Below are 22,098 nucleotides of genomic sequence, written 5' to 3' on the forward strand. Positions count from 1 at the left end.
ATCTGGTTGAAAAAATGGAATCAGAGCTGTATTTTCAATCTGAATTAATCAAAACCAGAATCGAAATAAAAGACCAGACCCTAAGTGAGATCAGCAAGGAACTTCATGACAATATAGGCCAAATCATTTCTGTAGGAATTATGCAGCTTAACATGTATCTTAATAGTGAAAAACCTATTCAGGCAAATGAGCTGAGCGATCTTAAAGAAATTCTCGCTAAATCATTAGATGAAATCAGGATTTTGTCCAGAATCATCAATAAAGACAATTTACTGCAAAGCAATTTTATCGAAGCCATTCAACAAGATTTAGAGCGTATAAAAAAACTAAAAAACATTCAGTACAAGTACAATCTTAAAGGAGAAATTCCGAAGATTAATCAAGAACATGATTTGTTTATTTATCGCATTTTTCAAGAAGCCTTACACAACAGTCTTAAACATTCGCACAGCGATTTATTTGAAGTGAATATCAAAACAGCAAATAATATTTTTTGTTTAGAAATGAAAGATTTTGGCGTAGGATATGATGTAAGCCAAGTAAATGCTGGATTAGGTTTAAACAACATGAAATTAAGAGCCAAATTAATTGGAGCGCAGTTGACAATGAATTCATCCTCAAAAGGAACAACCGTAACTTTAGAATATCCCTTAACCATAACCAATGAAACCTAATACAAAAAAAAGAATAATTATTGTAGATGATCATCAGCTTTTTTCACAATCTCTAGAACTCCTAATCAACAGTTTTAAAGATTTTGAAGTAATAAACCGTTTTGAAAACGGAAAAATTTTTCTGTCTTATTTACAGGATAATCCTGATGACGAAATCGATTTGATTCTACTAGATGTAAATATGCCTGTCTTAGATGGCGTAAGCACCATGAAATGGATCAAAGAAAACAGACCCGACTTAAAAGTAATTGCTCTTTCTGTCAATGACGATGAAGAAATCATTATAAAAATGATAACCAATGGCGCCAAAGGTTATTTGCTGAAGGATACTTCTCCAGAAATATTCAAAGATGCTATGATTTCAGTAATCGAAAAAGGTTTTTATTTTACTGAACTAGTCTCTGGAATGCTCGTTAAAAAAGCAAATAATGACTCTAAAAAAGTGAATTTAAAAGAAAAAGAAATTGTCTTTATAAAACACGCCTGTACTGAAAAAACCTATAAAGAAATTGCTTCGGAAATGTGTTTAAGTCCCAAAACAATTGATGGTTATCGAGAATGCCTGTTCGACAAATTAGAAATTAAAACCCGAATTGGCTTAGTTTTATATGCTATAAAACATAAAATTGTCTTAGTTTAAAAATCAAACTAAGACAATTTTTATTTTTTAGGTTAGCTTTAATTGAATTCGACTAATTTATCGTTTGGTAAATCATACTCATATAATTGGTTATTATTGCTGTCAATATAAATCCACTGAATAATATTGGTATGATGCTCAAAATCATTTGAAATTCCCAAAACGTAAAAGATGTGCCCCTCTTTATCTTTTTCTTCGATAGAATAACTTAAGTCAGCATCAGGATTTTTTATGGCCGTTTTTACTAGCTCTTGTTTAGAATTTGCCAGATAATATTCGACCTGGGTGTACAAATAATCTTTAAAACCATCTGTATAATCTTCTTTTGCAGAAGAATATTTTATAGGTTTCTTGTATTTTTTAAGAAACAAGCTTACATTTCCATCTTTTACTTTTTTGGCACTGATCATCCATTCCGAAAAATTAAGCTCCTCACTTTCTCCAGCAACATACAGCGTGTCCATTTTCCATTTTAATTCAAGTACATCGCCTCGTTTAAATTTAGGCGCATCCTCAGAGTTTGAAACTAATCCAACTAATTTTTTATTTTTTTGAACTGAAAATAACGGAAAATCTCCATTGTTATCAAATTCAACAAATTCAACGGTATCAGAATAAGGCTGTCCAAGTTTTAGTTTTTCACTCGGTCTAAGATCACTTTCAAAATTCTCTTTTGAGGCTGTAGTGTTTATTTCTTTTACGCTTAAAGTATCTTTTTGTGCACTTTTATTTAAATTTTCAGAATTGGTTTCCTTATTTTCTTTACAAGAAAAAAGTAGCGCGAATAATGCTAAACAATAGATTTGTTTCATGTAGGCGGTATTTAAAATGATTGGGGTTACATTAATACGTTATTGCAGCAAATATAGGATTATCCTTTATTTTATCTCTGCCGTTTAAAAAAGAAAGTTCCATCAAAAAATTACATTGCACAATTACACCGCCTAATTTTTCTACCAATTCACAAACCGCTTTTGCAGTTCCGCCAGTAGCCAAAACATCATCGTGAATTAAAACACGATCTCCTTTTTTTATGGCATCAGTATGCATTTCTAAACTATCAGAACCATATTCTAACTCATATGAAGCTGAAATAGTATCAAACGGCAATTTTTTAGGTTTCCTTACGGGAATAAAACCAGCATTTAATTCCTGCGCCAATAAAATTCCGAAGAAAAAACCACGGCTCTCTGCTCCTACTACCTTATCAATTTGCTGTCCTTTTAGAGATTCAACTAAAATTCTTAGGCATTCTTTTCTCGCATCTGGGTCATTTAGCAGTGGCGTGATATCTTTAAACAAAATTCCCTCTTTCGGAAATCCCTGAATATCACGTATATAATTTTCAATCTTCATTTTTTTTTATTTTTATGTTATTTTATGTTTGTATATCTCACATTTATCCCTATATTTGCACCCGCAAACAGCGTTCACAAAGGTACGAAAATTAGCTGAGTGAAAATATAAAGGCCTCGTGGCGCAACTGAATAGCGCATCTGATTACGGCTCAGAAGGTTACTGGTTTGAATCCAGTCGAGGTCACAATAAAATCCCATTTCTTACGAAGTGGGATTTTTTTTATGTCTTTTCTTTACTGTTCAAATTATTTTAAATATTTAAGCTTTTAGTATTATCACTTTTCCGTAAGTGTCCACGACTTAAAATCCAGCTCATTCCTTTTTCATTGTAGAAATGATACGTTCTCTGTGAATGAATCCCCATTCTGCAATAGTATTGGTAAGGTCTTTGAGCGAATTACCATAATCTGTAATCCGGTATTCTACGGCGACAGGTGCAGTGTTTAACACTATACGCTCAATTAATTCATTCATTTCCAAATCCTTCAATTCGCGGCTAAGAACTTTACCGGAAATACCCTTTACTTCCCTCAGCAATTCAGAGTAGCGCATGGGCTTATAACACAGACACGCAATTATCGACATTTTCCATTTTCCATTTAAAATGTCCATTGTATCACTAATCGCCAATATTTTATGGCTGCAACTTTTTATTGGATCGAAATTTTCCTTCATATCATAAACGTGGTTACTCATTTGTCACTATAACTTTTTGTCACTTGGTTACAAATGTACACATCATTACTATAGCTTTGCAGTAAAAATTATAAAAATGGAATTAATTAATAATTTAAAATGGCGCTATGCTGTTAAAAAGTATTCAGAAGAGTTGATCAGTGAAAATAAGATTGACCAAATTATCGAAGCCATCAACCTGACTGCATCTTCTTGCGGGATACAGCCTTATCGCCTGATTGTGATAACTAATCCGGAAATAAGAGAAAAACTGGCTGAAGGTTCTTTCAATTTACAAATCCAGGCTTCTTCTCACTTACTCGTCTTTGCCGCATTTAACAGCATAACAAACGAATACATTGCAGATTATGTAGCAATGATGGAAGAACAACGCAATTTGGAAATTGGAGCGCTTAACGATTTCAGAGATGTTCTGATCTCTCATTTTTCAACCCAAACTCCTGAACAAAATGCGGTATGGTCGAGCAAACAGACTTATATTGGCTTAGGAACTGCCTTAATTGCAGCTGCTGAACTTAAAGTAGATGCAACTCCTATGGAAGGTTTTAATCCGGAAATATTTAATGAAATTTTAGGTTTGACAGAAAAAAATCTTCACGCTTCAGTGATTATTTCTCTTGGATATCGAGATGCTGCAAACGACTATCTGGCATCGATGTCAAAAGTTCGTCTTCCAATTGACGAATTCTCAACTAAACTATGATAATTTAAATTATTATTTCATGAACAAGCTTATCACAGAAAAATCCCATTTCGTAGAAATGGGATTTTTTTTATGGTTTTACACCCTTTCGATTTTACAAATAAAACAACAAGCTTCTGAATTTCTTGCGTGAAGATATTCAACATCGCTTTTTGTTTCAAAGATTTCGGCAATTAGTAAATCGATATCATTATCGCCAACTAATTTTGTAAAAATCATTTTTTGTTCTTTGCTATAGCCAATTAGCGATAGAGGGAAATTTTCTTTATCAGCTTTTAATTCTGTGGGGAAATTGTAAATATCCGAATATTGCTCCACTTCGTTTTTATGAATAAATATTGGGCCAGATTGATTAAAGGCATTGTTCTCTGAAAACGGACTATAAGCAAAAACCAAACGAACATCCTGACCAACAATAAATGGCTTCAACGAAATTCGGCATGGTCCTTTTCCTGCTGCTAATTGCTCATAAACTTGATTACCAAAATTATCAATATTTGTTTTCCGAATTTGGCTTACAAACTCTTTAGACAGCGGAACAATTTTAAATTTTTTCATTTTTTTAATTTTTAAATCAAAACAAATTTATATTCTGTTCTTCTTATTAAAAATCCGTTTCTTGCTCAATTTCCCTCGATATCCATCAGGACATGCAGACCAAATTCATAAAACAATGGAAGATCTAAACTACATTTAGTAAGTCAATCTCTTCAAATCATCCATAAAATTTATAGAAATTTGTGCAGTCGAGGTCATAAACAGCAAAAAGGCGCCAATTGAAGACAATTGGCGCCTTTTTCGTTAAACTTCATTGTAAATCAGAAAATTCCTAACTGCCCTAAAAGAATAGTCCCTGCACTATAACAATGGAAAGATTTTATTCTGCCGTTTTCGATTTTGAAAACATCACAACACGGTACTTCTATTTTTTTTCCAGTGGGATCGATTATTCCTGACGAAAACTGTAGTGGTCCTCTATGGGTTCCATTTAAAGATAATTCTACCACTACAGTATTTTGATTGTCCAAAACATATAGTTCATATAATTCTCTGTGCATATCAGGAAAAGCTGCTGCATAAACATCTACTGTTTTTCCAATATCTTCACCATAATATTTAGTTCCCGCAGAGACATCCCAAAAATAACCGTCATCTGTAAAAAGTTCGACAAATGCTTTCGCATCCTGGCTTTCTGCCACACTGTAAAGTTTTCGAATTAATTTTTCGTTTTCTGAATTTGAATTTACTATTGAAGCTTTCATAATTGTTGTTTTTTATGTTTAGTATTTAAATATAAATTGACGTTTTTTCTTAAACAGTTCTGAATACAAAACCGTAAAGCTCACCGATAATTCTTATGGTTTGTTTTATTTTTTGATGTCAACAAAAACATATAGTTTGACCGCTTTTCCATTTTCGAAAACAAAAAGATCCATTCCGGTAACGGCATTAGGTTTTTCAGCAGGTCCATTCTGCCAATAAAGTCTTGCGGTATTCTGATTTACATCGATTGCTTTGACAGGCGAAAATTTAGAATTCAAACTTTTTTTCTGAAGATCTTCTACAAATTTGTTGATTTCCTGGTATCCAATAGCAGTAAAATGAGTATCAACCATCTGGATGTTCTCAGCATACACTTTTTTCATTAAATTGCTGCGCTTTTTAAGATCTTTTTCATTCCATATTGCAAGGTGTAATTCTACCAATGATTTGATTTCAGATTCAGAGATCATATTTGAATTCGGCTTATCAGTCCCCTTTTTTTCTATGTCTTTAGGTGACCAAAGAATTGCTGAAGGATTATTCTTTTCGTAACCTTTTCCATTCGGATAAGAAACCAGCTCCATTTTAGAACCCCAAGGTGTTTCAAAATAAACCCATGATTCTCCTGCCGTATCTCCAGATGGAGTTAAAAATGGTTCTCCTAATATTTTTACGCCTTTGGATTTCAAATATTTTACGGATTCACTTATATCAGCTGTATAAAAAGCAATATGAGAGGCTCCGATATCATCAGAATTAGGATGTACTTTACTGCCTTTATTGTCAGCGTAACTAAATACTTCAATACTTGCACCTGTTCCGGCATTTATCATCTTTATAGTAACAGCCCCAGTAGCAGGATTTATATGATTCGCTTCTTTCCAGCCAGCGTCCAACGGTATAGGTCCAAGTTGTGTTATGGGTTTAAAACCAAGTACCTCACTGAAAAATGTTATTCCCTGATTTAAATCCGGTACATTAATTCCAATATGATCGATTCCGATAATTCCTGCATTATTTTGAGCCTCCACTTTTTCTGCCGTTGAAAACAAAAAAACGAGATTTAATAAAGCAACTGCAGAAGTTTGTATTTTTTGATTTGATTTATTACGTGTTTTCATGATTACTGTTTTATATATAATTTGATTTTTTGATCTTAATTAATTACTGTAAGCTGCTAACCATTTTGCTTTGATAGCTGCACGAGCTTCTATAAATTCCTTGTCAGTCCCTTTAGCGATCGCATCCAGCGGAAAACGAAGCGGTCTGTCTCCTTTTTTCATACTTACCAATTCTAGAATTCCGTCAGCAATGGTCTGGGGATTCATATCAAACTCAGCCATTTTACCAAACAACGCAGTCCCTAATGCATTAAATTTTTCCGACGCTGCTTCTCCATACTCCTCTATAATTTCAGCTTTATCTGCATGAATACCAGCTTTAGAACCGTTATTCATTTCTGTTGGATAAACTCCCGGCTGAATGCTCACATTCTCAATTCCGTAATCTCTTAGTTCATCCTGAAGACCTTCGGTAAAACTTTCAACTACCAATTTTGATGCGATATAAGGAATCATAAAAGGAAGTGTATGACCGCTTGCTCCAGTAGTAATATTGATAATAAGACCATTTTTTTCTTTTCTCATTGTAGGAAGCACTGCTTGATACATACGAAGCACGCTGTAAACATTTACATCGAACATCCTGCGGACCTGATCAATTGAATATCCTTCCAGCAGACCAAAACCGCTTACTGCAGCATTATTGATAAGCACATCAATTTTTCCGTATTTAGTAAGCATTTTTTCTACAGCATTACTAACCGATCCATCATCTGTAATATCTATATCTACTACTTCAATGTTATCAATTGCACTTAATTCTTTTGCTGCTGCTGCATTTTTATCTTTTGTATTTCGCATTCCTGCAATTACTGAATGGCCGGCATTTGCTAATGTTATAGCTGTAAGTTTACCAAATCCTGAACTTGTACCAGTAATTAAAATTGTTTTTGACATGATTTCTAATTTTATATGTTTATAAAGTTTGTCCCTTTTGAACATTACAAAGTTGCGACAACTGCAAAACCTTTACATTGATTAGAAATAAGTAAAAACTTGATATAGATCAAGTGTTCTGCATGGGGCATAAAAAAAAGGAGCTTTAAGCTCCTTTCTTTTAATTATTTCTTTGCCGTCTGTTTCCGTATACGGCTTAATGTTTCTGGTGTCATGCCGAGATAAGATGCAATCATGGTCTGTGGTATGCGTGAAGCAAAACCAGGATATTTATTGATAAAGTTTAAATACTTTTCTTCTGCCGTAAAACTAAGTGATCCTTGAATTCTGTTTTGTGCTGCAATAAAACTTCTTTGCAAAATTACATTGATCATATTATTAAAAGCAGGTATTTCCCTGCAAAGCATTTCAAAATTTTCATGGGTAAACAATATAAGTTCACTATCTTCAATCGCGTCTATATTAAAACGTGACGGCTGCTGGAACATCAGGCTTTCTCTATCTCCTGTCCACCAATTTTCAATACTAAAGCTATTTACATGCTCACTTCCTTTTTCATCCACAGAATAAGTCCGAAGGCATCCCTGAGTAATAAATGCATCATATTTCCAAATATCCCCTTCCTGAAGAAGATACTGTCTTTTACGCAGTTTTTTTTCAATGGCAAAGGATTTAATATAAGCAGACTCTGATTCTGTCAGGGTTGTTTTATCGTCAAGATATTTTTGGAATATTTCATACATACAAATGTAAAATTATATAAAAGCTCTCTTATCGGCAAATTTATCTCAGCAGATATAATTCCAATTTTTGTCGATATTACGCTTTATAAAGATTTTTTTTAAAGTTCATTATGTATTATCATATGACCAAAAAAGACATTAATCCCCTACACAACACTACATATGGTAAACTATTTCTTCAAATCATCCATAAAATTTATAGAAATTTTTCCAGTCGAGTTCACTAAAGCCAAAAGGAGCCAATTAAAGGCAATTGGGGCTTTTTTTTAACGAATCACACAATTAAAACTTACGTTTATGCTCTTCTATTTAATCAATACAATACTGGTTTTAGCATACTGGTTAACTGCAATTTTCACCTCGTCAAAATCAGGTGCTGAGAGTTTTGGTTTATAATTTTTAGAAAATCCAAATCCTTCTGTTGGATAACCAATCATATTTCTATCACATTTTCCGTTATTATTTAGGTCTTGATAAACAGCAATAGCATAATCGCCATCCGGCAGGTTTTTGAAGGTGTAAACCACTTTATTTTCTGTAGCTTTTACTTTTGCGGTGGCAATCTGTGACGCATTATCAAGAAAGCCTTTCTCTTTATCGTACAATCCAAAAAAAACAGATCCTTTGCCGGGTTCTACGCCCGATACTTCAACGCTGAAATTATGTTGTGCAAACAGTGCTAAATTAACTGTTAGAAGTATTATTAAGCTTATCATTTTAATTTTCATAAGTAATATTTTTTAGGATTTACAATAGAACCTTTTCTAGCTTCTCTTTCTCTAATGGGTTAAAAAAGTGATTCATTTTTTTTACATTCCCTTTTTTAAACGCCTGATAGGGTTCTGATTGTGAGAGCAGCCATTTTTTTATAATACTTTTAAAAATGAAGGTGATTGCTTTTTGGAGAGGATGAATTTTCTGTCGGACCATCTCGAAATAATCGTTCAAATTTTGCTGTCTAAAACCTAGAATATTATCTAAATCTTCGCCATCTTTTAAAATCCCGCAGTGAAAATTTTTCTCTGCAAACGCCTTTTGTGGAAAATCAGCCTCGCCTAAGCCAAATTCAGCAAACATTTTGTCTAGAAAAGATCTATAAGTAATAACACAATCCTCTCCCCCTCCTAGGTTGAATATTTGGTTCTCTAGTTTTTTTTGGTTTCCAATTGCTTTAGCAAAAGCTCTGCCCGTATCTTTTGGCGTGCAGATTTCCATTGGTGTATCCAGCGGCATGTGAAACATCAATTTGGATATCTTATGGTTCCCCATAATTGCAGCGAGACGAAAAATACTCCACGATAATTTGGATTTCGCAATCAACGATTCACACAACACCTTTGTTTCTCCATACTGATCACCGTGACTGGGCTGCAAGATATCAGTGATACTTATCTCGGGATTCTTCATCCTGTCACCATAAACTGAAATACTGGAACTAAAAATCAAATAACAATCTGGTGAATTCTTCTCTAAAGCGTAAATAAGGTTTTCGGTTCCTCTCACATTGACACTGTAAGCCATCTCTGGATCTATATCGGCAAGAGGTGGAATGACCGCTGCCAAATGGATAGCTGCATCCTTATTTAGGGCAACTTTTAGCACTTCTTCTCTATTGCTGATGTCGCCGTATATAATCTCTACATGAGATCGAAAGGGAGCCAGTTTTTTTACCGAATTTTGGGTTTTTAAATCAAAAACCGTTATCTCATAATCCGTATGCTGAACCAGATGCTGCAAGGTTTCAAATCCTACAGTTCCAGATGCACCCGTCAGAAGTATTTTTTTTTTCGTGAGATCTTATTTTCCATTTTTTTTAATTTAACATTTGTCCTTTTCAATCCGATTAAATCTTGATGAAAAAGTTAGATTTGTTATACAATATGTTCATTATTTAACGTTGTGTTCTTTTTTGATTACTATGTAAATCTATTAAAGAAGAATGTATTTGCTGTTTCAAAAAAGGATGATACTGTACATTAACGAACAAAGACTAATGCTTTTGTAGCGTATGTAAAATAATTTATGATGGATTTAAGAAAAGATAGAAGGGTTCAGTATACTAAAAAAATATTGCGTGAGGCATTATTTAGTTTACTGAACAAGAGTGAATTAAGTGAAATTACCATAACCGAACTGTGTAAAACAGCCGATGTCAACCGCAATACATTTTATCGGCATTATAATATTCCGCTGGATATACTGCTTGAAATAGAAGATGATGTTTTTGAAAAACTCTCAGTGGTTTTGCGTAAAAGCACCAATATGGATGATGTGATATTGCTCAGCTGCCAGTTACTGGAAAGCGATAAGCAGATGAGTAAAATTGTCTTTACCAAAGCAGATGGAAGCGGAATTCTGTCGCGAATCTTGAGAAGTGTTCGCAATAATTTTCAAGTTGAAAATCAAATAGAACTTACTGACGAAATGAAGCCTTTTGCTGAAATGGCCTACCAATTTGGCGAAAAAGGAAGTATTGCTGTCATTAAAGATTGGATAGAAAACGATTTCTCTATTCCTGCTGAAAGTATTGCACAAATGATTAGTTATCTAGTAAATAAACTCAATAAATTATAGCAATTTTTATTAGCTACCAATTCCTAATAGAATGTGTCAAAGCAAACGAATGCAGACCTTTTTTGCAAAAAGGTAAGGCGGTATCTTTTACATTAATTAAATATAGTAAAAAATATAAAAGTACATTTTGTGAAAATCAAAAATAAAACGATATCAATTTTCTCTCAATGTCCCGTAGGGTTCACAAACAGCCAAAAGGCGCCAATTGAAGACAGTTGGCGCCTTTTTCGTTTATACTATTAAATAAGGTAACTTTGAATCATTTTTTTCTTTTTTTTAGAATCATTCTGAGAACAAGATACAACAACAGATATTATGTATTTAGACGAAAATAAGATGAATTTTAAGCTTATCATTCGATAAATTAACAGGATTCGAACACCAAGAAGATATCCGAAATTAAGTTTTTAATTCTCCTAAATTGTTTTTCAATTGCTGTTCAAAAGATGATAATGCTATCCTATTTACTATTGTTTTATTATCTCATCATCCGTTTCCATTTGTTGATTATTACCTGTTACCCCAACTTATGCAAAAACTGGTTTATTCCTCCTGTTAATTTCTTGATTATTACCGTAAACTAGTAAAGCAAATAATCCTGATCAATTTAAAAAGTGATACTAATCATATTTACACATAGTATAAATTCTTACTTTTAAACATAATTAGAATCGATTTTGGTGTAGCCAATAAAAACATTAATATATATTTCTGATTTTCAATTCATTTACTTTAATCGAACAGATATAAAATACCAAAATTTTCAACTATAAAAATTAAGCATAACATAATTTAGAAAACACATGAAAAACTTGATTTTATTGCTTGCTTTTTCCATAGTTATGGTCTCTTGCAGACAAGAAACAGCAAGAACTGATAATGCAGATAAACCTTCATCTATAAGCACAGTATATTACAACGGAGATATTCTAACCATGGAAGGCGAAAACGCTACTTACGCCGAAGCCGTAGTCGTAAAAGATGGGAAAATATTGTTTGTAGGCAAGAAAGACGAAGCCATGCGACAAGCCGCGGAAGGCCATAAGATGGTGAATTTGGAAGGCAAAACAATGATGCCCGGTCTTATAGACCCGCACTTGCATCCCAATCTTGGTGCTATGATTTTGAGCACTAAATTTGCTACACCTTTTGACTGGGTTTTTCCTTGGGGAAATGTCAAGGCTGTGAGAGGACATGAAGCATTCATAGCCAAGGTAAAAGAATATGAAGCTGAGTTAAAAGAGCCTAAAGAACCTCTTGTGGTTTGGGGTTTTATGGAGCCTTTTCACGGAGAAATTTCACGTAAGGAATTGGATGGAATTTCTACTAAACGACCGATTATGATTTGGCAATATTCTGCTCATGTAATGTGGTTGAACACCGCTGGTTTGAAGTATTTGAATATTACCGAGAAGGAAACTGAAGGAAACAGCCAAATTGATTATGCTGCCGGAAAATTTGTAGAAGCTGGATTTTTCAATGTCGTTGTTCCGAAATGGGCACCGACCATTAGAAATGATGAAGTTATGAAGACCAATATGTTAAAACTTCGTGACCTTGTACATATGGGAGGACTAACTACCATTGGCGATATGGGTACAGGTTCATCGGGAGAACTTTGGGGCGATTTTAATTACATGAAGAATAATCTGGAAAACGATAAGACACCTTTCCGTATGCAATTTACTCCCGATGTAAATACATTGAACCTGGTAAATGGCGGTGATTTTGAAAAAACGTTTACCGATGTAAAGGAGTTTGGCAAAAAGACTTCGCCACATATTATAATAGAACATGCCGTAAAACTTTATGCTGATGGTGCATTTTTTGGTCAGAATTTTCAAGTTTTACCTCCAGGATATTTGGACGGGCATAGCGGCGAATGGATTATGACCCCTGAAAATTTAAATGAAGCCATGAAATTTTGGTGGAACAAAGGTTATCCTATCCATATTCATTGCAATGGCAGCATGGGATTAGAAACCATCTTAGACGAACTAGAAAAATTACAAAAAGAATTGCCACAATTAAAACAAAGACTCACCATAGAGCATTTTGGAGAATCTAAACCTGAACAGTCTGCCCGTATTGCAAAATTAGGAGCGGTGGTGTCTGCTAATCCCTACTATCTCTATTCTATGGGTGATAAATATGCATCCAATACTGTTCTTGGCCAGCAAAGAGGTTCAGAAATGGTTCGTTTGGGCTCATTGGTTAAAAACAAAGTGAAGTTTGCCCTGCATTCCGATTTCACTATGGCTCCTATTCAGCCATTGCTCTTGGCTTGGATAGCAACTAATCGTGTAACGGCCGATGGAACTTTGATGGCGCCTCAAGAAAGAGTATCTGCTTATGATGCATTGAAAGGCATTACGATTGATGCGGCTAATTTAATGCAATTGGAGAAAATTACGGGATCCATAAAAGTGGGTAAAAAAGCGGATTTCGTCATACTTGCCGAAAATCCTTTAAAGATAGACCCTATGAAAATGAAAGACATTAAAGTGTTAGAAACTGTCTTTGAAGGCAAATCATTTCCTTTAAAAGATTAGTTAACAGATTATTTAAATAATAATTTTTAATCATTTACATACAGATTTTTAATAAATTAAACAGTTAAATAGTATGAAAATCTTGACATCTATCCTTTTATCATCGTGCATAGTATTATTCACTAGTGCTTACAGCCAGAATACTAATAAAAGCAAAACAATTGAAAAATTGAGTCCCACAATAAACACCTTTAGCAAACCACCCAAAAAGAACACCGAAAAGCTGTTTGATCCAATTACCCTGCCCAATGGAAAACAAAAAATAACAATCGATAATTTTGTCCGCGCCGAAACTGATAACTATTTTAAAATCAGAACAAATGACGGATGCTTTGGTAAATTATGCCACAACAGCGGTCCGGCAGATGTTAATCATCAACCCATAATTCGCACCAATCGCGATACTAGATATTCTTATGGGATTTTTGATCTCAGCTCACCGCTTACCATTACCATACCCAATACCAAAGGACGTTTTATATCGATGATGGTGATCAATGAAGATTCCTATATCCGGGTATTTTATGAACCGGGCAATTATACCTTGACCAGAGAAAATGTTGGTACCCGATTTATTCATATAACCGTCAGAACTTTGGCAGATCCGAATAGTTCTGAAGACAATAAAATAGTAACAGCAATACAAGAGTCAATTGTTTTCAAACAAGCAAGTACGGGCAAGTTGGAAATTCCCGATTGGGATGAAGAGAGCCTTACAAAAACGCGTAATTTACTTTTGGCATTGGCCAAAGATTTACCTAACAGTAAAGCCGCTTTTGGCACAGAATGGGAAGTAACCCAAGTACGACAACTGTTAGGAACAGCGGGAGGTTACGGTGGAAATCCAGAAAAAGATGCTATTTATCTTAATTTAAATCCACCTAAAGATGATGGTGTAACTGCTTATACCCTGACTCTGAAAGATGTTCCTGTAGATGCTTTTTGGTCTGTTTCTTTATACAATGAAAAAGGATACTATGAAGTAAATAAATACAGTAGCTATAATTTCAATTCGATAACATCCAAGAAGAATCCTGATGGCAGCGTAACCATACATTTTGGAGGAGATCCCAACCAGCCAAATTTTTTATATATCATGAAGGGATGGAATTATATGATTAGACTGTACAGGCCTCGCAAAGAAATTTTGAATGGAACCTGGAAATGCCCGGAATTAGTAGAAGTAAAACAATAAAAACAAATGATTTATTCTTTTAATTAACTAATAAGCTTATGAAAAATTTAATCTTATCAATATTAGCATTTGCAATGTTGATGATCTCCTGTAAAAAAGACGAAAAACTGTTGACAGATCAAAGTCCTGCCAGCAAAGCTATCGTTTATTACAATGGGGACATCATTACCATGGAAGGAAAAAAGCCCACTTATGCCCAAGCGATTGTCGTTAAAGACGGAAAAATACTATTTGTAGGCAAGGAACAAGAAGCCATGAAGCAAGCAGGATCAGAACACATCATGATTGATTTGGAAGGAAAAACCATGCTTCCCGCATTTTTAGATGCCCATAGTCATTTTCTAAATGTCGGTTTTACCGCATCGGTTGCCAATCTACTTCCGCCTCCGGATGGTCCCGGTGCCGATTTTGCTTCAATTATCAATGCAATGAACCAATATAAAAATTCAGCAGACGGTAAAACGATGATTAAAAAATTCGGTTGGATTTTAGGTAATGGCTACGATGATTCCCAACTCAAAGAAGCGGACCACCCAAAAGCTGCTGATTTAGATAAAATAAGTACCACTGAACCCGTAGTTATCGTACATCAATCAGGACATTTAGGCGTACTTAACTCCTATGCAATGAAAATATTGGGCATCAATAAGGATACCAAAGACCCCGCGGGTGGAAAATATCGTAGAAATGCTGATGGGACGCCAAACGGCGTATTGGAAGAAGGTGCTTTTTTTGCCGTGCTATTCCCTATTTTAGGCAAAGGAGATGCAGAAGCTAATACTATGTTTATTGATAAAGCGCTCGTTGAGTATGCTAAAAATGGCTATTTAACAGTACAAGAAGGCAGGGCTACTTTACAGCAAATGTCACAGTTAGAAGATGGAGCAAACAGCAAAAAGTTCTATTTAGACATTGTTTCTTATCCTGATGTTGCGCTGGGTGTAGAAAAAATTATGAAAAGCCCTTATTACAGCCCCACACATCAATATAAAAATAAATACCGAATTGGCGGCGTAAAATTGACCTTGGATGGTTCGCCACAAGGTAAAACCGCATGGTTATCCCACCCTTACCATATTCCGCCTGCAGGTGAAAAAGCAGATTATAAAGGACAAGGCGTAATGACCGATCGACAGGCGGATGATTATGTAGCACTTGCCTTTAAAAATAAATGGCAGCTATTGTGCCACACCAATGGTGATGCTGCAATTGATCAATATTTAGAAGCGATTGATCTCGCGGAAAAAAAATACAATTATCCCGATCACAGAACGGTACTTATTCATGGACAAACATTGCGTAAAGATCAAATTCCGGAATTGGTCCGCCTAAAAGTGATTCCATCATTATTCCCAATGCACACTTTTTATTGGGGCGATTGGCATTTGACTTCGGTTTTGGGACATCCAAGAGCTGATTATATTTCGCCGATGAGAGATGCAATAGATGCAGGACTTATCACCACTTCTCACCATGATGCACCGGTTACTTTCCCGAATTCGATGCGAGTACTGGATGCAACGGTAAACAGAGTCACCAGAAGCGGAAAAATATTGGGACCAAACCAACGAATTACTCCTTACGAAGGATTAAAAACGCTGACAGAATGGGCTGCAATCCAATATTTCGAAGAAAACTCGAAGGGCACATTAACGAAAGGAAAGCTGGCCGATTTGGTGATTTTGGATAAAAATCCATTAAAAATAAATCCAATGGATATTAATACTATTCAAATTTTAGAATCCATCAAAGAAGGGAAAACTGTATTTAAAAATTAAAAAAAAAGTCGAAATGAAAAAGTTATATCATACTCACTCAAAGCCATTGCTGAGCATATTTATTTTGTTGACTATAACATTCGGATACTCCCAAAAAAACGAATCAAACGGGACAAGAAAGCTGATACAGGCAAACGGCATTCAAATCGAAACCTTTGTTTATGGCAATGGCCCAGTCGCTTTAATTATGGCTGCCGGTAACGGCAGGCCCGCAATCCAGCTAGATGAACTGGCTCAGGCAATTGCATCAAAAGGAATCAAAGTTATTACCTACAATTACCGAACCTTAGGAGCCAGCACCGGAAAAATTGAGGGATTAACACTCCACGATTATGCAGATGATCTTTGGAAAGCGGCAGACGAACTCGGTCTAAAAGAAGTTTACCTAGCTGGAAAAACGTATGGAAATCGTGTGGTGAGAACCGCTTCACAAGATCACCCCGAACGTGTTTTGGGTATTGTTTTAATTGGTGCCGGTGGTGAAGTACAACCATCTGTAGAGACTATGGCGCTGTATCAACGCTATATGGATCCGTCAATTAGCAAAGAAGAATGGCTTAAATTACAAGGACAGCTTATGTATGCTCCAGGTAACGAGCATTTGGCATTGCTGGATCAAGCACAAGGCGAATTTCCAACCTTGGCCGGACAACAGGCTAAGTCTAGTGATGCCACACCAAAAGAACAGTGGTCTACGGGTGGTACTGCGCCAATGTTAGTTATAACTTGTTTATTAGATCGGGTTGCAGTGCCTGAAAGTGCCTTAAATATAGCCAAAGAGAGACCTAAAACCTGGTTAGTAGGATTGCCGTTATGCGGTCATAATATGCTGAACGAAAAAGGGAATGACATCAAACGTCTCATGGTAGAATTTATACTTAACACTCCCTCTGACGAGGTCAAATCAGCAAAGCAAGATTAATTATCAATATTCAAAGATGAAAAAACAGAATTAAATTACTGTCTTTACTGTTTACAGTAATAATTCCCTTGCTTTTTTTTTCCAATCAGGCAATGATGCAAATTGGATAAAATAGCCGAAAACAATAACGCTCAAATCAGATAAAGATATGGTTACTTCTTCTGGCAATGGAAAAAAGCAGATAGAATAAAGTGTGCTTAAAATATTAAAGCATTTAAATTCAAAACATAAAACTATATTTTGATTAGAAATATCTAAGTAATTTATTTTAAGTTTACTTTGAATATAACTTTAATTAAGTAAAAATTTTAATCGATCGGAAAACGATGGAATTTGCTCTTGGAAATTTAAAAAAAATACAACTTTTTTATCATTTAACCCCTACGATACATACAAACCGCTTACAAACAAAAAATAAAAATAATTATCTTACAAATCAATAGAAAAATAAGCCAATTTCTTTAAATCATTCATAAAATGATTTGTAAATTGTAAACTAGATGTCACTCTTAAAAAAAAGTTAAAACCTTCGTTTTAACTTTTTTTTTGCACTTTTTCTAAAGAATTAACCCACTTTAACTTATAAATATTAAAAGTTTGTAATCCAGTAAGGTCAACTTAACTGGATTCAAACCAAACATAACAATCTTAAAACCATATTATTAATAAAGCACACTGCCTTTATGTTAACAAAATTTTTGCTAATGTAATTTGAAGAAGAATCTAAAGATAGAATTACACCTCAAACAGCACAAAAAATGCTTAAAGATGAAGGAATGAATGTTAGCGTTGATGAAGCAAGTGAAATCTTAAAATTTCTAACCGATATGGCAACTGTAGTTATTCGGAAATTTTTAAGTGGGAAAAAAGAGAGTCAATCAAATAAATATTAAAAAACACTATAAATACCTTTAAATTTTTTATTTACTATACTCGGTGTCACTAACTTGTTCCAGCCAAATCGTTTCTCCTTTTTCTCGTCCTGTAATTGCAACCTGAATAAACTTCTTATCTGCGCTCGCACCATGCCAATGCGGAATATCAGTCGGACATTTAATGACATCTCCCTTATTGACAATAATTTTTGGCTTTCCTCTTTCCTGGTAATATCCAACTCCGTCAAGAGCGAGTATAATCTGCCCTGCGGGATGACTGTGCCATTTGGTTCTTGCTCCAGGCTCAAAAGTTACACTTCCAATTGCATTCTGATTAATGCTGTCAGCCTGCGCCAGATTATTCAACCATACTTCTCCTGTAAAATTCTTATTTGTGATTTTATCGCCTTTCGGAAAAATTAAAACAGAATCTGCCTTCTGTTCTTTTCCATCTTTACAAGAAACTACAGCTATTGCAATACAGAATAGAAAAGCTATCGCCGTGCTTTTTGTTAAATTTATTAGCTTCATAATGTTTTATTTTATTTAAAATATCAAATATTGGCCTGAAAAAACCCCAATAACTTAGTTACAGCCTGCGAAACATATTCTGGTTTATAATAGGTTTGGATGTGAGTAGCGCCCTCAATAACAAAAAGTTCCTTCGTTTTTGCATTAACTGCTTTGGGAAAAGCTTCATCGGTCATATACTTGGTATCGGCCTTACTGCCGGCCATCATCAGCAATGGCTGGTTGATTAAATCCATGTTCGTTGCAGCATCCCAAGTCATTAAGTCCAGCAGACTGCTCATAGTATAAAGGAAAGTTGAATTTGGATGCGCATAAGTTCTATAGTAGTACTCATACCCTTCGCGATATAAATCAGTTGATGTTTTAGCGATTTCTTCATCGGTAATACTCGCCACACCTGCGTAAATCATTTTGCCGCCTGCAGCTTCCTGGGTGCGGGCTTCTGTTGCTTTCTTCAATCTTTCCTGAATTGTAGCCAATTGGGAATTTTGAAAACCATTTCGTCTTACCTCACCAGAATTGAACATACTCAATGTTGCTACTGCCTTAAAACGTTTGTCCGATTGTGCTGCTTTCAATGTATAACCGCCGCCTCCGCAAATTCCAAGAACACCCAGACGATTGGCATCGACTCCAGCATATTGTGTGATAAAATCAGCCATACCGTGAATATCTTCAACACGGCTTGCTGGTTTATCAGTATGACGCGGTTCTCCACCACTTGCTCCCTGATAGGCAGCGTCAGCGCTAATGGTTATGTACCCATGCTCAGCCAGACGCTGCGCATAAAGTCCTGCTGTCTGCTCTTTGATACCGCCATTAGGATGTGCTATTACAACTGCAGGATATTTCTTTGAAGCATCATAATTTCCAGGTGTATAAACATTTGCAGCAATATCAATTCCGTTGAGTTTATATTTTACGGGATGAATATTTACTTTGCCTTTTTCATTTTTAGTTATCGCGCCATCATACACTAAGGTAAATGGATTCTGCTCATACCTTTTTTGAATAGTTTGTGCATGTGCCATATTTATAGTAATTACGGTTATTATTAGTGCTTTTATAATCGATACATTTTTCATGCTTTAATTTTTTATTTTTTGGCTTTTAATACCTCGTTTAACACTTTTTGTGCAGCCGAAGCTTCCTTTCCGCCAATCGTTGTTTTGATAATTTCAACAAATTCCTGGAGCTGTTTTGGCGTTAAACCCACATTCAGGCAGATATTCAAATGTGATTGCAGCATAGGTTCTGCCTCTCCTATGCTGGCTATTACAGAAACCGTTACCAATTCTCTTTCAGAATAAGTTAAAACATCACGATCAAAAATATCTGCAAAAAGATGTTCTTTCAAAAAAACATCAATTTCCGGTGCAAAGGCAGAATAGCCTGTTTTTGGTACATCCTGCGATGTCTTGGTGAGTTCTGCCAGTACTGCCTTACCACGATCATATTTTGAACCTTCGTCCTTTATGGGTGATGCCTCTGCTCCAATTGTATCGGTTATTCCTTTTGCTTTACGCTCTTCCAATACAGCCATAAAAGTCTGCAGTCCGCGAATGCTTCTTGGAAATCCGCAGTAGGCGTATAAATGCACCAGTGTTTCCTTAATCTGATTAACGGTCAAACCTGCGTCAAGTCCCTGATTTAATTCCTTCTTTAGTTTTACTAAATCACCTTTGTTAGGGCCGATATACTGATAATCGCACGCTGTTTAGAGTTTAAATCCTGACCTGAAGTTGTTTGTGCTTTCATAGACGCTGCAATTAATACCGTTAACAATAATGTCAATCTTAAAAGTGCTTTCATTTTTTATTTTTATTTTAGTTGACCATTTTTATTTTTCTGAGCCAGTTTTGAACTTCAGTCTGAACTTCTTTTTCCTTGCTGCCTTCCATCACAAATAAAACTCCGTCTCTTTCTATTCCGCCTTTTGTAGAAAAACCTTCTAAAATGGCACTTTTAGGGCATAACTCTTTTACAGTTTGAAAGGTGCTCCCTATTCCATAACCTGCATTGGTATTGAACGGGATAACTGTTTTCCCTTCTAGATTGTACTGCTTCAAAAAACTTTTCATAGGCGGCGGCAGCTGCATTCCCCATGTTGGAAAGCCTACAAATACAATATTAAATTTTTCAATATTGTCTATCTTGGTCTTAAGCGGAGGAAGAAATCCTGTTTCGTTTTCTTTGGCAACCTGGCTCACTATTGCTTTATAATCTTCTGGATAAGGATTCTGCAATTCCAGTGCTGTCAATGTGCCTCCCACATTCTTATGAATCATCTCGGCAACTGCTTTGGTATTTTTTGTTCGTGTCAAATACACGATCAGTATTTTTTTATCGGTTTGTACCGCTTTCTTATCCTGAGATGCTTCCTGCGCTTTGCTGCAGCCTGAAAACATGCAGGCAGCTGTTGTAAGCATAAAGCAGATTGCTGTTAGTTTTTTCATTTCTTGTTTTTCTTTCTAATTACTTATCCAATCCCTTTTCTTTTAACCAGTCAGACATAAGATCTGCAATTTGGATATTATTTAAATCTGAAAATGGAAAGTGCGTATTGCCCTTAATTCCAATTTCAGGAAGATGCACCACCGTTACATCGCCGCCTTTTTTGTTTACGGCATCTCGCCATAGCCGCGCCATTTCCAAACGTGCACGCCATCCATCGGCACCTGAATTTTTAGATGGTTTATCGGGAATATTATCTCCATAATAAATTATGATCGGAATTTTTGTCAGCTTCATAAAATCACTAAGGGGAATGCCCGAGGCTTCAAGTGCTCCCGCAGAACTAGCTATGGGTGGTGGAAACTCTCCTTCAGGAAATAAAAATCCGCTTCCTGGTTCATAAGATACAATGGCTTTTACATTCTGATTTTTAATTGCTGTCATCCAGCCCATTCCGCCTGAATGAGAATGCGTCACAAGAATTGCAGGACCTGTTTTTGTAAACAGCGCAGCAGCCGCATCTGTAGTAACATTCAAATCAATTGTACCTAAATTTGGAGTCATCGATCGAAAGTACTGGTTAAGTGTTTCTTTATCTCTGGCAAACTGTACTCCCTCAAAATAGTCTGGCCAGATTCCCACGCGGAAAACGCCAAACCATTGCTGCTCATCCGGAACTGGTTTTATAGCAGCTTCCGAAGTACTCCTGCCCGCATTTCCTCTTCTGGGCTGATCGATCAGATAAACAGGATATTTTCTGCGAAGAAAAATATTCTGAAACCCTTCACGCCCATCTGGTGTGGTTTCCCAAGTCTTGGAAAACTGGCCTATGCCGTGCCACATGACCAATGGGTATTTGCGCGCATTGGCTGGAATTTGATAAAAAACATAAGCATGATCTCCGTGAAAAGTCTGTCCTGCCGGCGTAATATTATATGGATCAAAAGTTCCTGGGTTTTCTATTATGGTTCCCCCAACAGCAAAGCTTCCCTGCTCTTCTATCATTAATGGCTTTTGTTTTACTTTTTTCTGCGCTGTAAGTGAGATACTGCTTATTATCAATAACAAACAGAAAATACTCCATTGTCTTATTATTTTGTTTTTCATCCTGTTCTCTTTAGT

General features: G+C 35.5%; 24 protein-coding genes and 1 tRNA gene. 10 read left to right on the top strand and 15 right to left on the bottom strand.

Translation table 11 applies throughout. The annotated features are described in order from the left end of the window. Window positions 1-14: 14 nt before the first annotated feature. Window positions 15-674 (top strand): sensor histidine kinase, encoded by a 660-nt coding sequence (locus IR010_RS01180; protein ID WP_228515045.1) that lies wholly within the window; start codon window positions 15-17, stop codon window positions 672-674. Next, the gene (locus tag IR010_RS01185) at window positions 664-1,314 is read left to right on the top strand and encodes a response regulator transcription factor (RefSeq protein WP_194600841.1); all 651 of its coding nucleotides are present in this window, start codon (window positions 664-666) and stop codon (window positions 1,312-1,314) included. Before IR010_RS01180 ends, IR010_RS01185 begins: the two co-directional genes overlap by 11 nt. A 38-nt stretch (window positions 1,315-1,352) precedes the next feature. On the opposite strand, the gene IR010_RS01190 is transcribed toward IR010_RS01185, so the two are convergent. Further along, window positions 1,353-2,126, bottom strand: a complete 774-nt coding sequence (locus IR010_RS01190; RefSeq protein ID WP_194600844.1) for a hypothetical protein — start codon at window positions 2,124-2,126, stop codon at window positions 1,353-1,355. A gap of 31 nt (window positions 2,127-2,157) precedes the next feature. Next, the gene (locus IR010_RS01195) at window positions 2,158-2,670 is read right to left on the bottom strand and encodes an adenine phosphoribosyltransferase (RefSeq protein ID WP_194600847.1); all 513 of its coding nucleotides are present in this window, start codon (window positions 2,668-2,670) and stop codon (window positions 2,158-2,160) included. Window positions 2,671-2,782: 112 nt separating this feature from the next. On the opposite strand from IR010_RS01195, the gene IR010_RS01200 reads away from it, so the two are divergent. After that, window positions 2,783-2,856, top strand: a tRNA-Arg gene (locus tag IR010_RS01200). A gap of 128 nt (window positions 2,857-2,984) precedes the next feature. Here the strand turns inward: IR010_RS01200 and IR010_RS01205 are convergent. Then, entirely contained in the window at window positions 2,985-3,368 is a 384-nt protein-coding gene (locus tag IR010_RS01205) for a winged helix-turn-helix transcriptional regulator (protein WP_029270080.1), read from the bottom strand. A 76-nt stretch (window positions 3,369-3,444) separates the two neighbouring features. Here IR010_RS01205 and IR010_RS01210 point away from each other — a divergent pair, with 76 nt between their 5' ends. Further along, entirely contained in the window at window positions 3,445-4,071 is a 627-nt protein-coding gene (locus IR010_RS01210) for an NAD(P)H-dependent oxidoreductase (protein WP_194600850.1), read from the top strand. 78 nt (window positions 4,072-4,149) lie between these two features. On the opposite strand, the gene IR010_RS01215 is transcribed toward IR010_RS01210, so the two are convergent. The 7 genes from IR010_RS01215 to IR010_RS01245 form a co-directional block, all read right to left on the bottom strand. Next, window positions 4,150-4,629, bottom strand: a complete 480-nt coding sequence (locus IR010_RS01215; RefSeq protein ID WP_194600853.1) for a DUF1203 domain-containing protein — start codon at window positions 4,627-4,629, stop codon at window positions 4,150-4,152. A gap of 260 nt (window positions 4,630-4,889) precedes the next feature. Further along, window positions 4,890-5,333: a nuclear transport factor 2 family protein gene (locus tag IR010_RS01220; RefSeq protein ID WP_194566255.1), complete on the bottom strand. Its 444-nt coding sequence runs from the start codon at window positions 5,331-5,333 to the stop codon at window positions 4,890-4,892. Window positions 5,334-5,438: 105 nt separating this feature from the next. After that, entirely contained in the window at window positions 5,439-6,455 is a 1,017-nt protein-coding gene (locus tag IR010_RS01225; protein ID WP_194600856.1) for a VOC family protein, read from the bottom strand. 39 nt (window positions 6,456-6,494) lie between these two features. Continuing rightward, the gene (locus IR010_RS01230) at window positions 6,495-7,352 is read right to left on the bottom strand and encodes an SDR family oxidoreductase (protein ID WP_194600859.1); all 858 of its coding nucleotides are present in this window, start codon (window positions 7,350-7,352) and stop codon (window positions 6,495-6,497) included. Window positions 7,353-7,516: 164 nt separating this feature from the next. Then, a complete protein-coding gene (locus tag IR010_RS01235) occupies window positions 7,517-8,095 on the bottom strand; it encodes a Crp/Fnr family transcriptional regulator (RefSeq protein WP_194566261.1) in 579 nt (192 codons plus the stop codon). A 305-nt stretch (window positions 8,096-8,400) separates the two neighbouring features. After that, complete coding sequence (locus IR010_RS01240; protein WP_228515046.1) at window positions 8,401-8,823, bottom strand: DUF2141 domain-containing protein; 423 nt, start codon at window positions 8,821-8,823, stop codon at window positions 8,401-8,403. 19 nt (window positions 8,824-8,842) lie between these two features. Further along, the gene (locus IR010_RS01245) at window positions 8,843-9,874 is read right to left on the bottom strand and encodes an NAD-dependent epimerase/dehydratase family protein (RefSeq protein ID WP_194602419.1); all 1,032 of its coding nucleotides are present in this window, start codon (window positions 9,872-9,874) and stop codon (window positions 8,843-8,845) included. Between the two features lie 246 nt (window positions 9,875-10,120). Between IR010_RS01245 and IR010_RS01250 the strand changes: the two genes are divergently transcribed. From IR010_RS01250 to IR010_RS20185, 6 genes are all read left to right on the top strand, one after another. Further along, window positions 10,121-10,669 carry a TetR/AcrR family transcriptional regulator gene (locus tag IR010_RS01250; RefSeq protein ID WP_194600862.1) on the top strand — a complete coding sequence of 183 codons (549 nt, stop codon included), beginning with the start codon at window positions 10,121-10,123 and terminating at the stop codon, window positions 10,667-10,669. Between the two features lie 803 nt (window positions 10,670-11,472). After that, window positions 11,473-13,221, top strand: coding sequence for an amidohydrolase (locus IR010_RS01255; RefSeq protein WP_194600865.1), 1,749 nt, complete (start codon window positions 11,473-11,475; stop codon window positions 13,219-13,221). Between the two features lie 73 nt (window positions 13,222-13,294). Then, window positions 13,295-14,416: a DUF1214 domain-containing protein gene (locus IR010_RS01260; RefSeq protein WP_194600868.1), complete on the top strand. Its 1,122-nt coding sequence runs from the start codon at window positions 13,295-13,297 to the stop codon at window positions 14,414-14,416. 38 nt (window positions 14,417-14,454) lie between these two features. After that, the gene (locus tag IR010_RS01265) at window positions 14,455-16,194 is read left to right on the top strand and encodes an amidohydrolase (protein ID WP_228515047.1); all 1,740 of its coding nucleotides are present in this window, start codon (window positions 14,455-14,457) and stop codon (window positions 16,192-16,194) included. A 13-nt stretch (window positions 16,195-16,207) separates the two neighbouring features. Next, window positions 16,208-17,116, top strand: a complete 909-nt coding sequence (locus IR010_RS01270) for an alpha/beta fold hydrolase (RefSeq protein WP_194600871.1) — start codon at window positions 16,208-16,210, stop codon at window positions 17,114-17,116. A 758-nt stretch (window positions 17,117-17,874) separates the two neighbouring features. Next, window positions 17,875-18,009 (top strand): hypothetical protein, encoded by a 135-nt coding sequence (locus IR010_RS20185; RefSeq protein WP_255526276.1) that lies wholly within the window; start codon window positions 17,875-17,877, stop codon window positions 18,007-18,009. A gap of 27 nt (window positions 18,010-18,036) precedes the next feature. Here the strand turns inward: IR010_RS20185 and IR010_RS01275 are convergent, their stop codons facing one another. From IR010_RS01275 to IR010_RS01295, 5 genes are all read right to left on the bottom strand, one after another. Further along, entirely contained in the window at window positions 18,037-18,522 is a 486-nt protein-coding gene (locus tag IR010_RS01275) for a cupin domain-containing protein (RefSeq protein WP_194600874.1), read from the bottom strand. Window positions 18,523-18,545: 23 nt separating this feature from the next. Continuing rightward, window positions 18,546-19,607 (bottom strand): alpha/beta hydrolase, encoded by a 1,062-nt coding sequence (locus IR010_RS01280; protein ID WP_194600877.1) that lies wholly within the window; start codon window positions 19,605-19,607, stop codon window positions 18,546-18,548. Window positions 19,608-19,618: 11 nt separating this feature from the next. Continuing rightward, window positions 19,619-20,152, bottom strand: a complete 534-nt coding sequence (locus IR010_RS01285) for a carboxymuconolactone decarboxylase family protein (protein WP_228515048.1) — start codon at window positions 20,150-20,152, stop codon at window positions 19,619-19,621. A 196-nt stretch (window positions 20,153-20,348) separates the two neighbouring features. Next, window positions 20,349-20,978: a flavodoxin family protein gene (locus tag IR010_RS01290; protein WP_194600880.1), complete on the bottom strand. Its 630-nt coding sequence runs from the start codon at window positions 20,976-20,978 to the stop codon at window positions 20,349-20,351. Between the two features lie 19 nt (window positions 20,979-20,997). After that, window positions 20,998-22,083 carry an alpha/beta hydrolase gene (locus IR010_RS01295; RefSeq protein WP_194600883.1) on the bottom strand — a complete coding sequence of 362 codons (1,086 nt, stop codon included), beginning with the start codon at window positions 22,081-22,083 and terminating at the stop codon, window positions 20,998-21,000. Window positions 22,084-22,098 lie beyond the last annotated feature (15 nt).

This window comes from Flavobacterium sp. MR2016-29, from assembly GCF_015350695.1.
Lineage (GTDB): Bacteria > Bacteroidota > Bacteroidia > Flavobacteriales > Flavobacteriaceae > Flavobacterium.

Bases quoted from the DNA above. Each gene is read 5' to 3' on its own strand.
- IR010_RS01180 (WP_228515045.1), top strand. From the start codon at position 15: ATGGAATCAGAGCTGTATTTTCAATCTGAATTAATCAAAACCAGAATC.
- IR010_RS01185 (WP_194600841.1), top strand. From the start codon at position 664: ATGAAACCTAATACAAAAAAAAGAATAATTATTGTAGATGATCATCAG.
- IR010_RS01190 (WP_194600844.1), bottom strand. From the start codon at position 2,126: ATGAAACAAATCTATTGTTTAGCATTATTCGCGCTACTTTTTTCTTGT.
- IR010_RS01195 (WP_194600847.1), bottom strand. From the start codon at position 2,670: ATGAAGATTGAAAATTATATACGTGATATTCAGGGATTTCCGAAAGAG.
- IR010_RS01205 (WP_029270080.1), bottom strand. From the start codon at position 3,368: ATGAGTAACCACGTTTATGATATGAAGGAAAATTTCGATCCAATAAAA.
- IR010_RS01210 (WP_194600850.1), top strand. From the start codon at position 3,445: ATGGAATTAATTAATAATTTAAAATGGCGCTATGCTGTTAAAAAGTAT.
- IR010_RS01215 (WP_194600853.1), bottom strand. From the start codon at position 4,629: ATGAAAAAATTTAAAATTGTTCCGCTGTCTAAAGAGTTTGTAAGCCAA.
- IR010_RS01220 (WP_194566255.1), bottom strand. From the start codon at position 5,333: ATGAAAGCTTCAATAGTAAATTCAAATTCAGAAAACGAAAAATTAATT.
- IR010_RS01225 (WP_194600856.1), bottom strand. From the start codon at position 6,455: ATGAAAACACGTAATAAATCAAATCAAAAAATACAAACTTCTGCAGTT.
- IR010_RS01230 (WP_194600859.1), bottom strand. From the start codon at position 7,352: ATGTCAAAAACAATTTTAATTACTGGTACAAGTTCAGGATTTGGTAAA.
- IR010_RS01235 (WP_194566261.1), bottom strand. From the start codon at position 8,095: ATGTATGAAATATTCCAAAAATATCTTGACGATAAAACAACCCTGACA.
- IR010_RS01240 (WP_228515046.1), bottom strand. From the start codon at position 8,823: ATGAAAATTAAAATGATAAGCTTAATAATACTTCTAACAGTTAATTTA.
- IR010_RS01250 (WP_194600862.1), top strand. From the start codon at position 10,121: ATGGATTTAAGAAAAGATAGAAGGGTTCAGTATACTAAAAAAATATTG.
- IR010_RS01255 (WP_194600865.1), top strand. From the start codon at position 11,473: ATGAAAAACTTGATTTTATTGCTTGCTTTTTCCATAGTTATGGTCTCT.
- IR010_RS01260 (WP_194600868.1), top strand. From the start codon at position 13,295: ATGAAAATCTTGACATCTATCCTTTTATCATCGTGCATAGTATTATTC.
- IR010_RS01265 (WP_228515047.1), top strand. From the start codon at position 14,455: ATGAAAAATTTAATCTTATCAATATTAGCATTTGCAATGTTGATGATC.
- IR010_RS01270 (WP_194600871.1), top strand. From the start codon at position 16,208: ATGAAAAAGTTATATCATACTCACTCAAAGCCATTGCTGAGCATATTT.
- IR010_RS20185 (WP_255526276.1), top strand. From the start codon at position 17,875: ATGCTTAAAGATGAAGGAATGAATGTTAGCGTTGATGAAGCAAGTGAA.
- IR010_RS01275 (WP_194600874.1), bottom strand. From the start codon at position 18,522: ATGAAGCTAATAAATTTAACAAAAAGCACGGCGATAGCTTTTCTATTC.
- IR010_RS01280 (WP_194600877.1), bottom strand. From the start codon at position 19,607: ATGAAAAATGTATCGATTATAAAAGCACTAATAATAACCGTAATTACT.
- IR010_RS01290 (WP_194600880.1), bottom strand. From the start codon at position 20,978: ATGAAAAAACTAACAGCAATCTGCTTTATGCTTACAACAGCTGCCTGC.
- IR010_RS01295 (WP_194600883.1), bottom strand. From the start codon at position 22,083: ATGAAAAACAAAATAATAAGACAATGGAGTATTTTCTGTTTGTTATTG.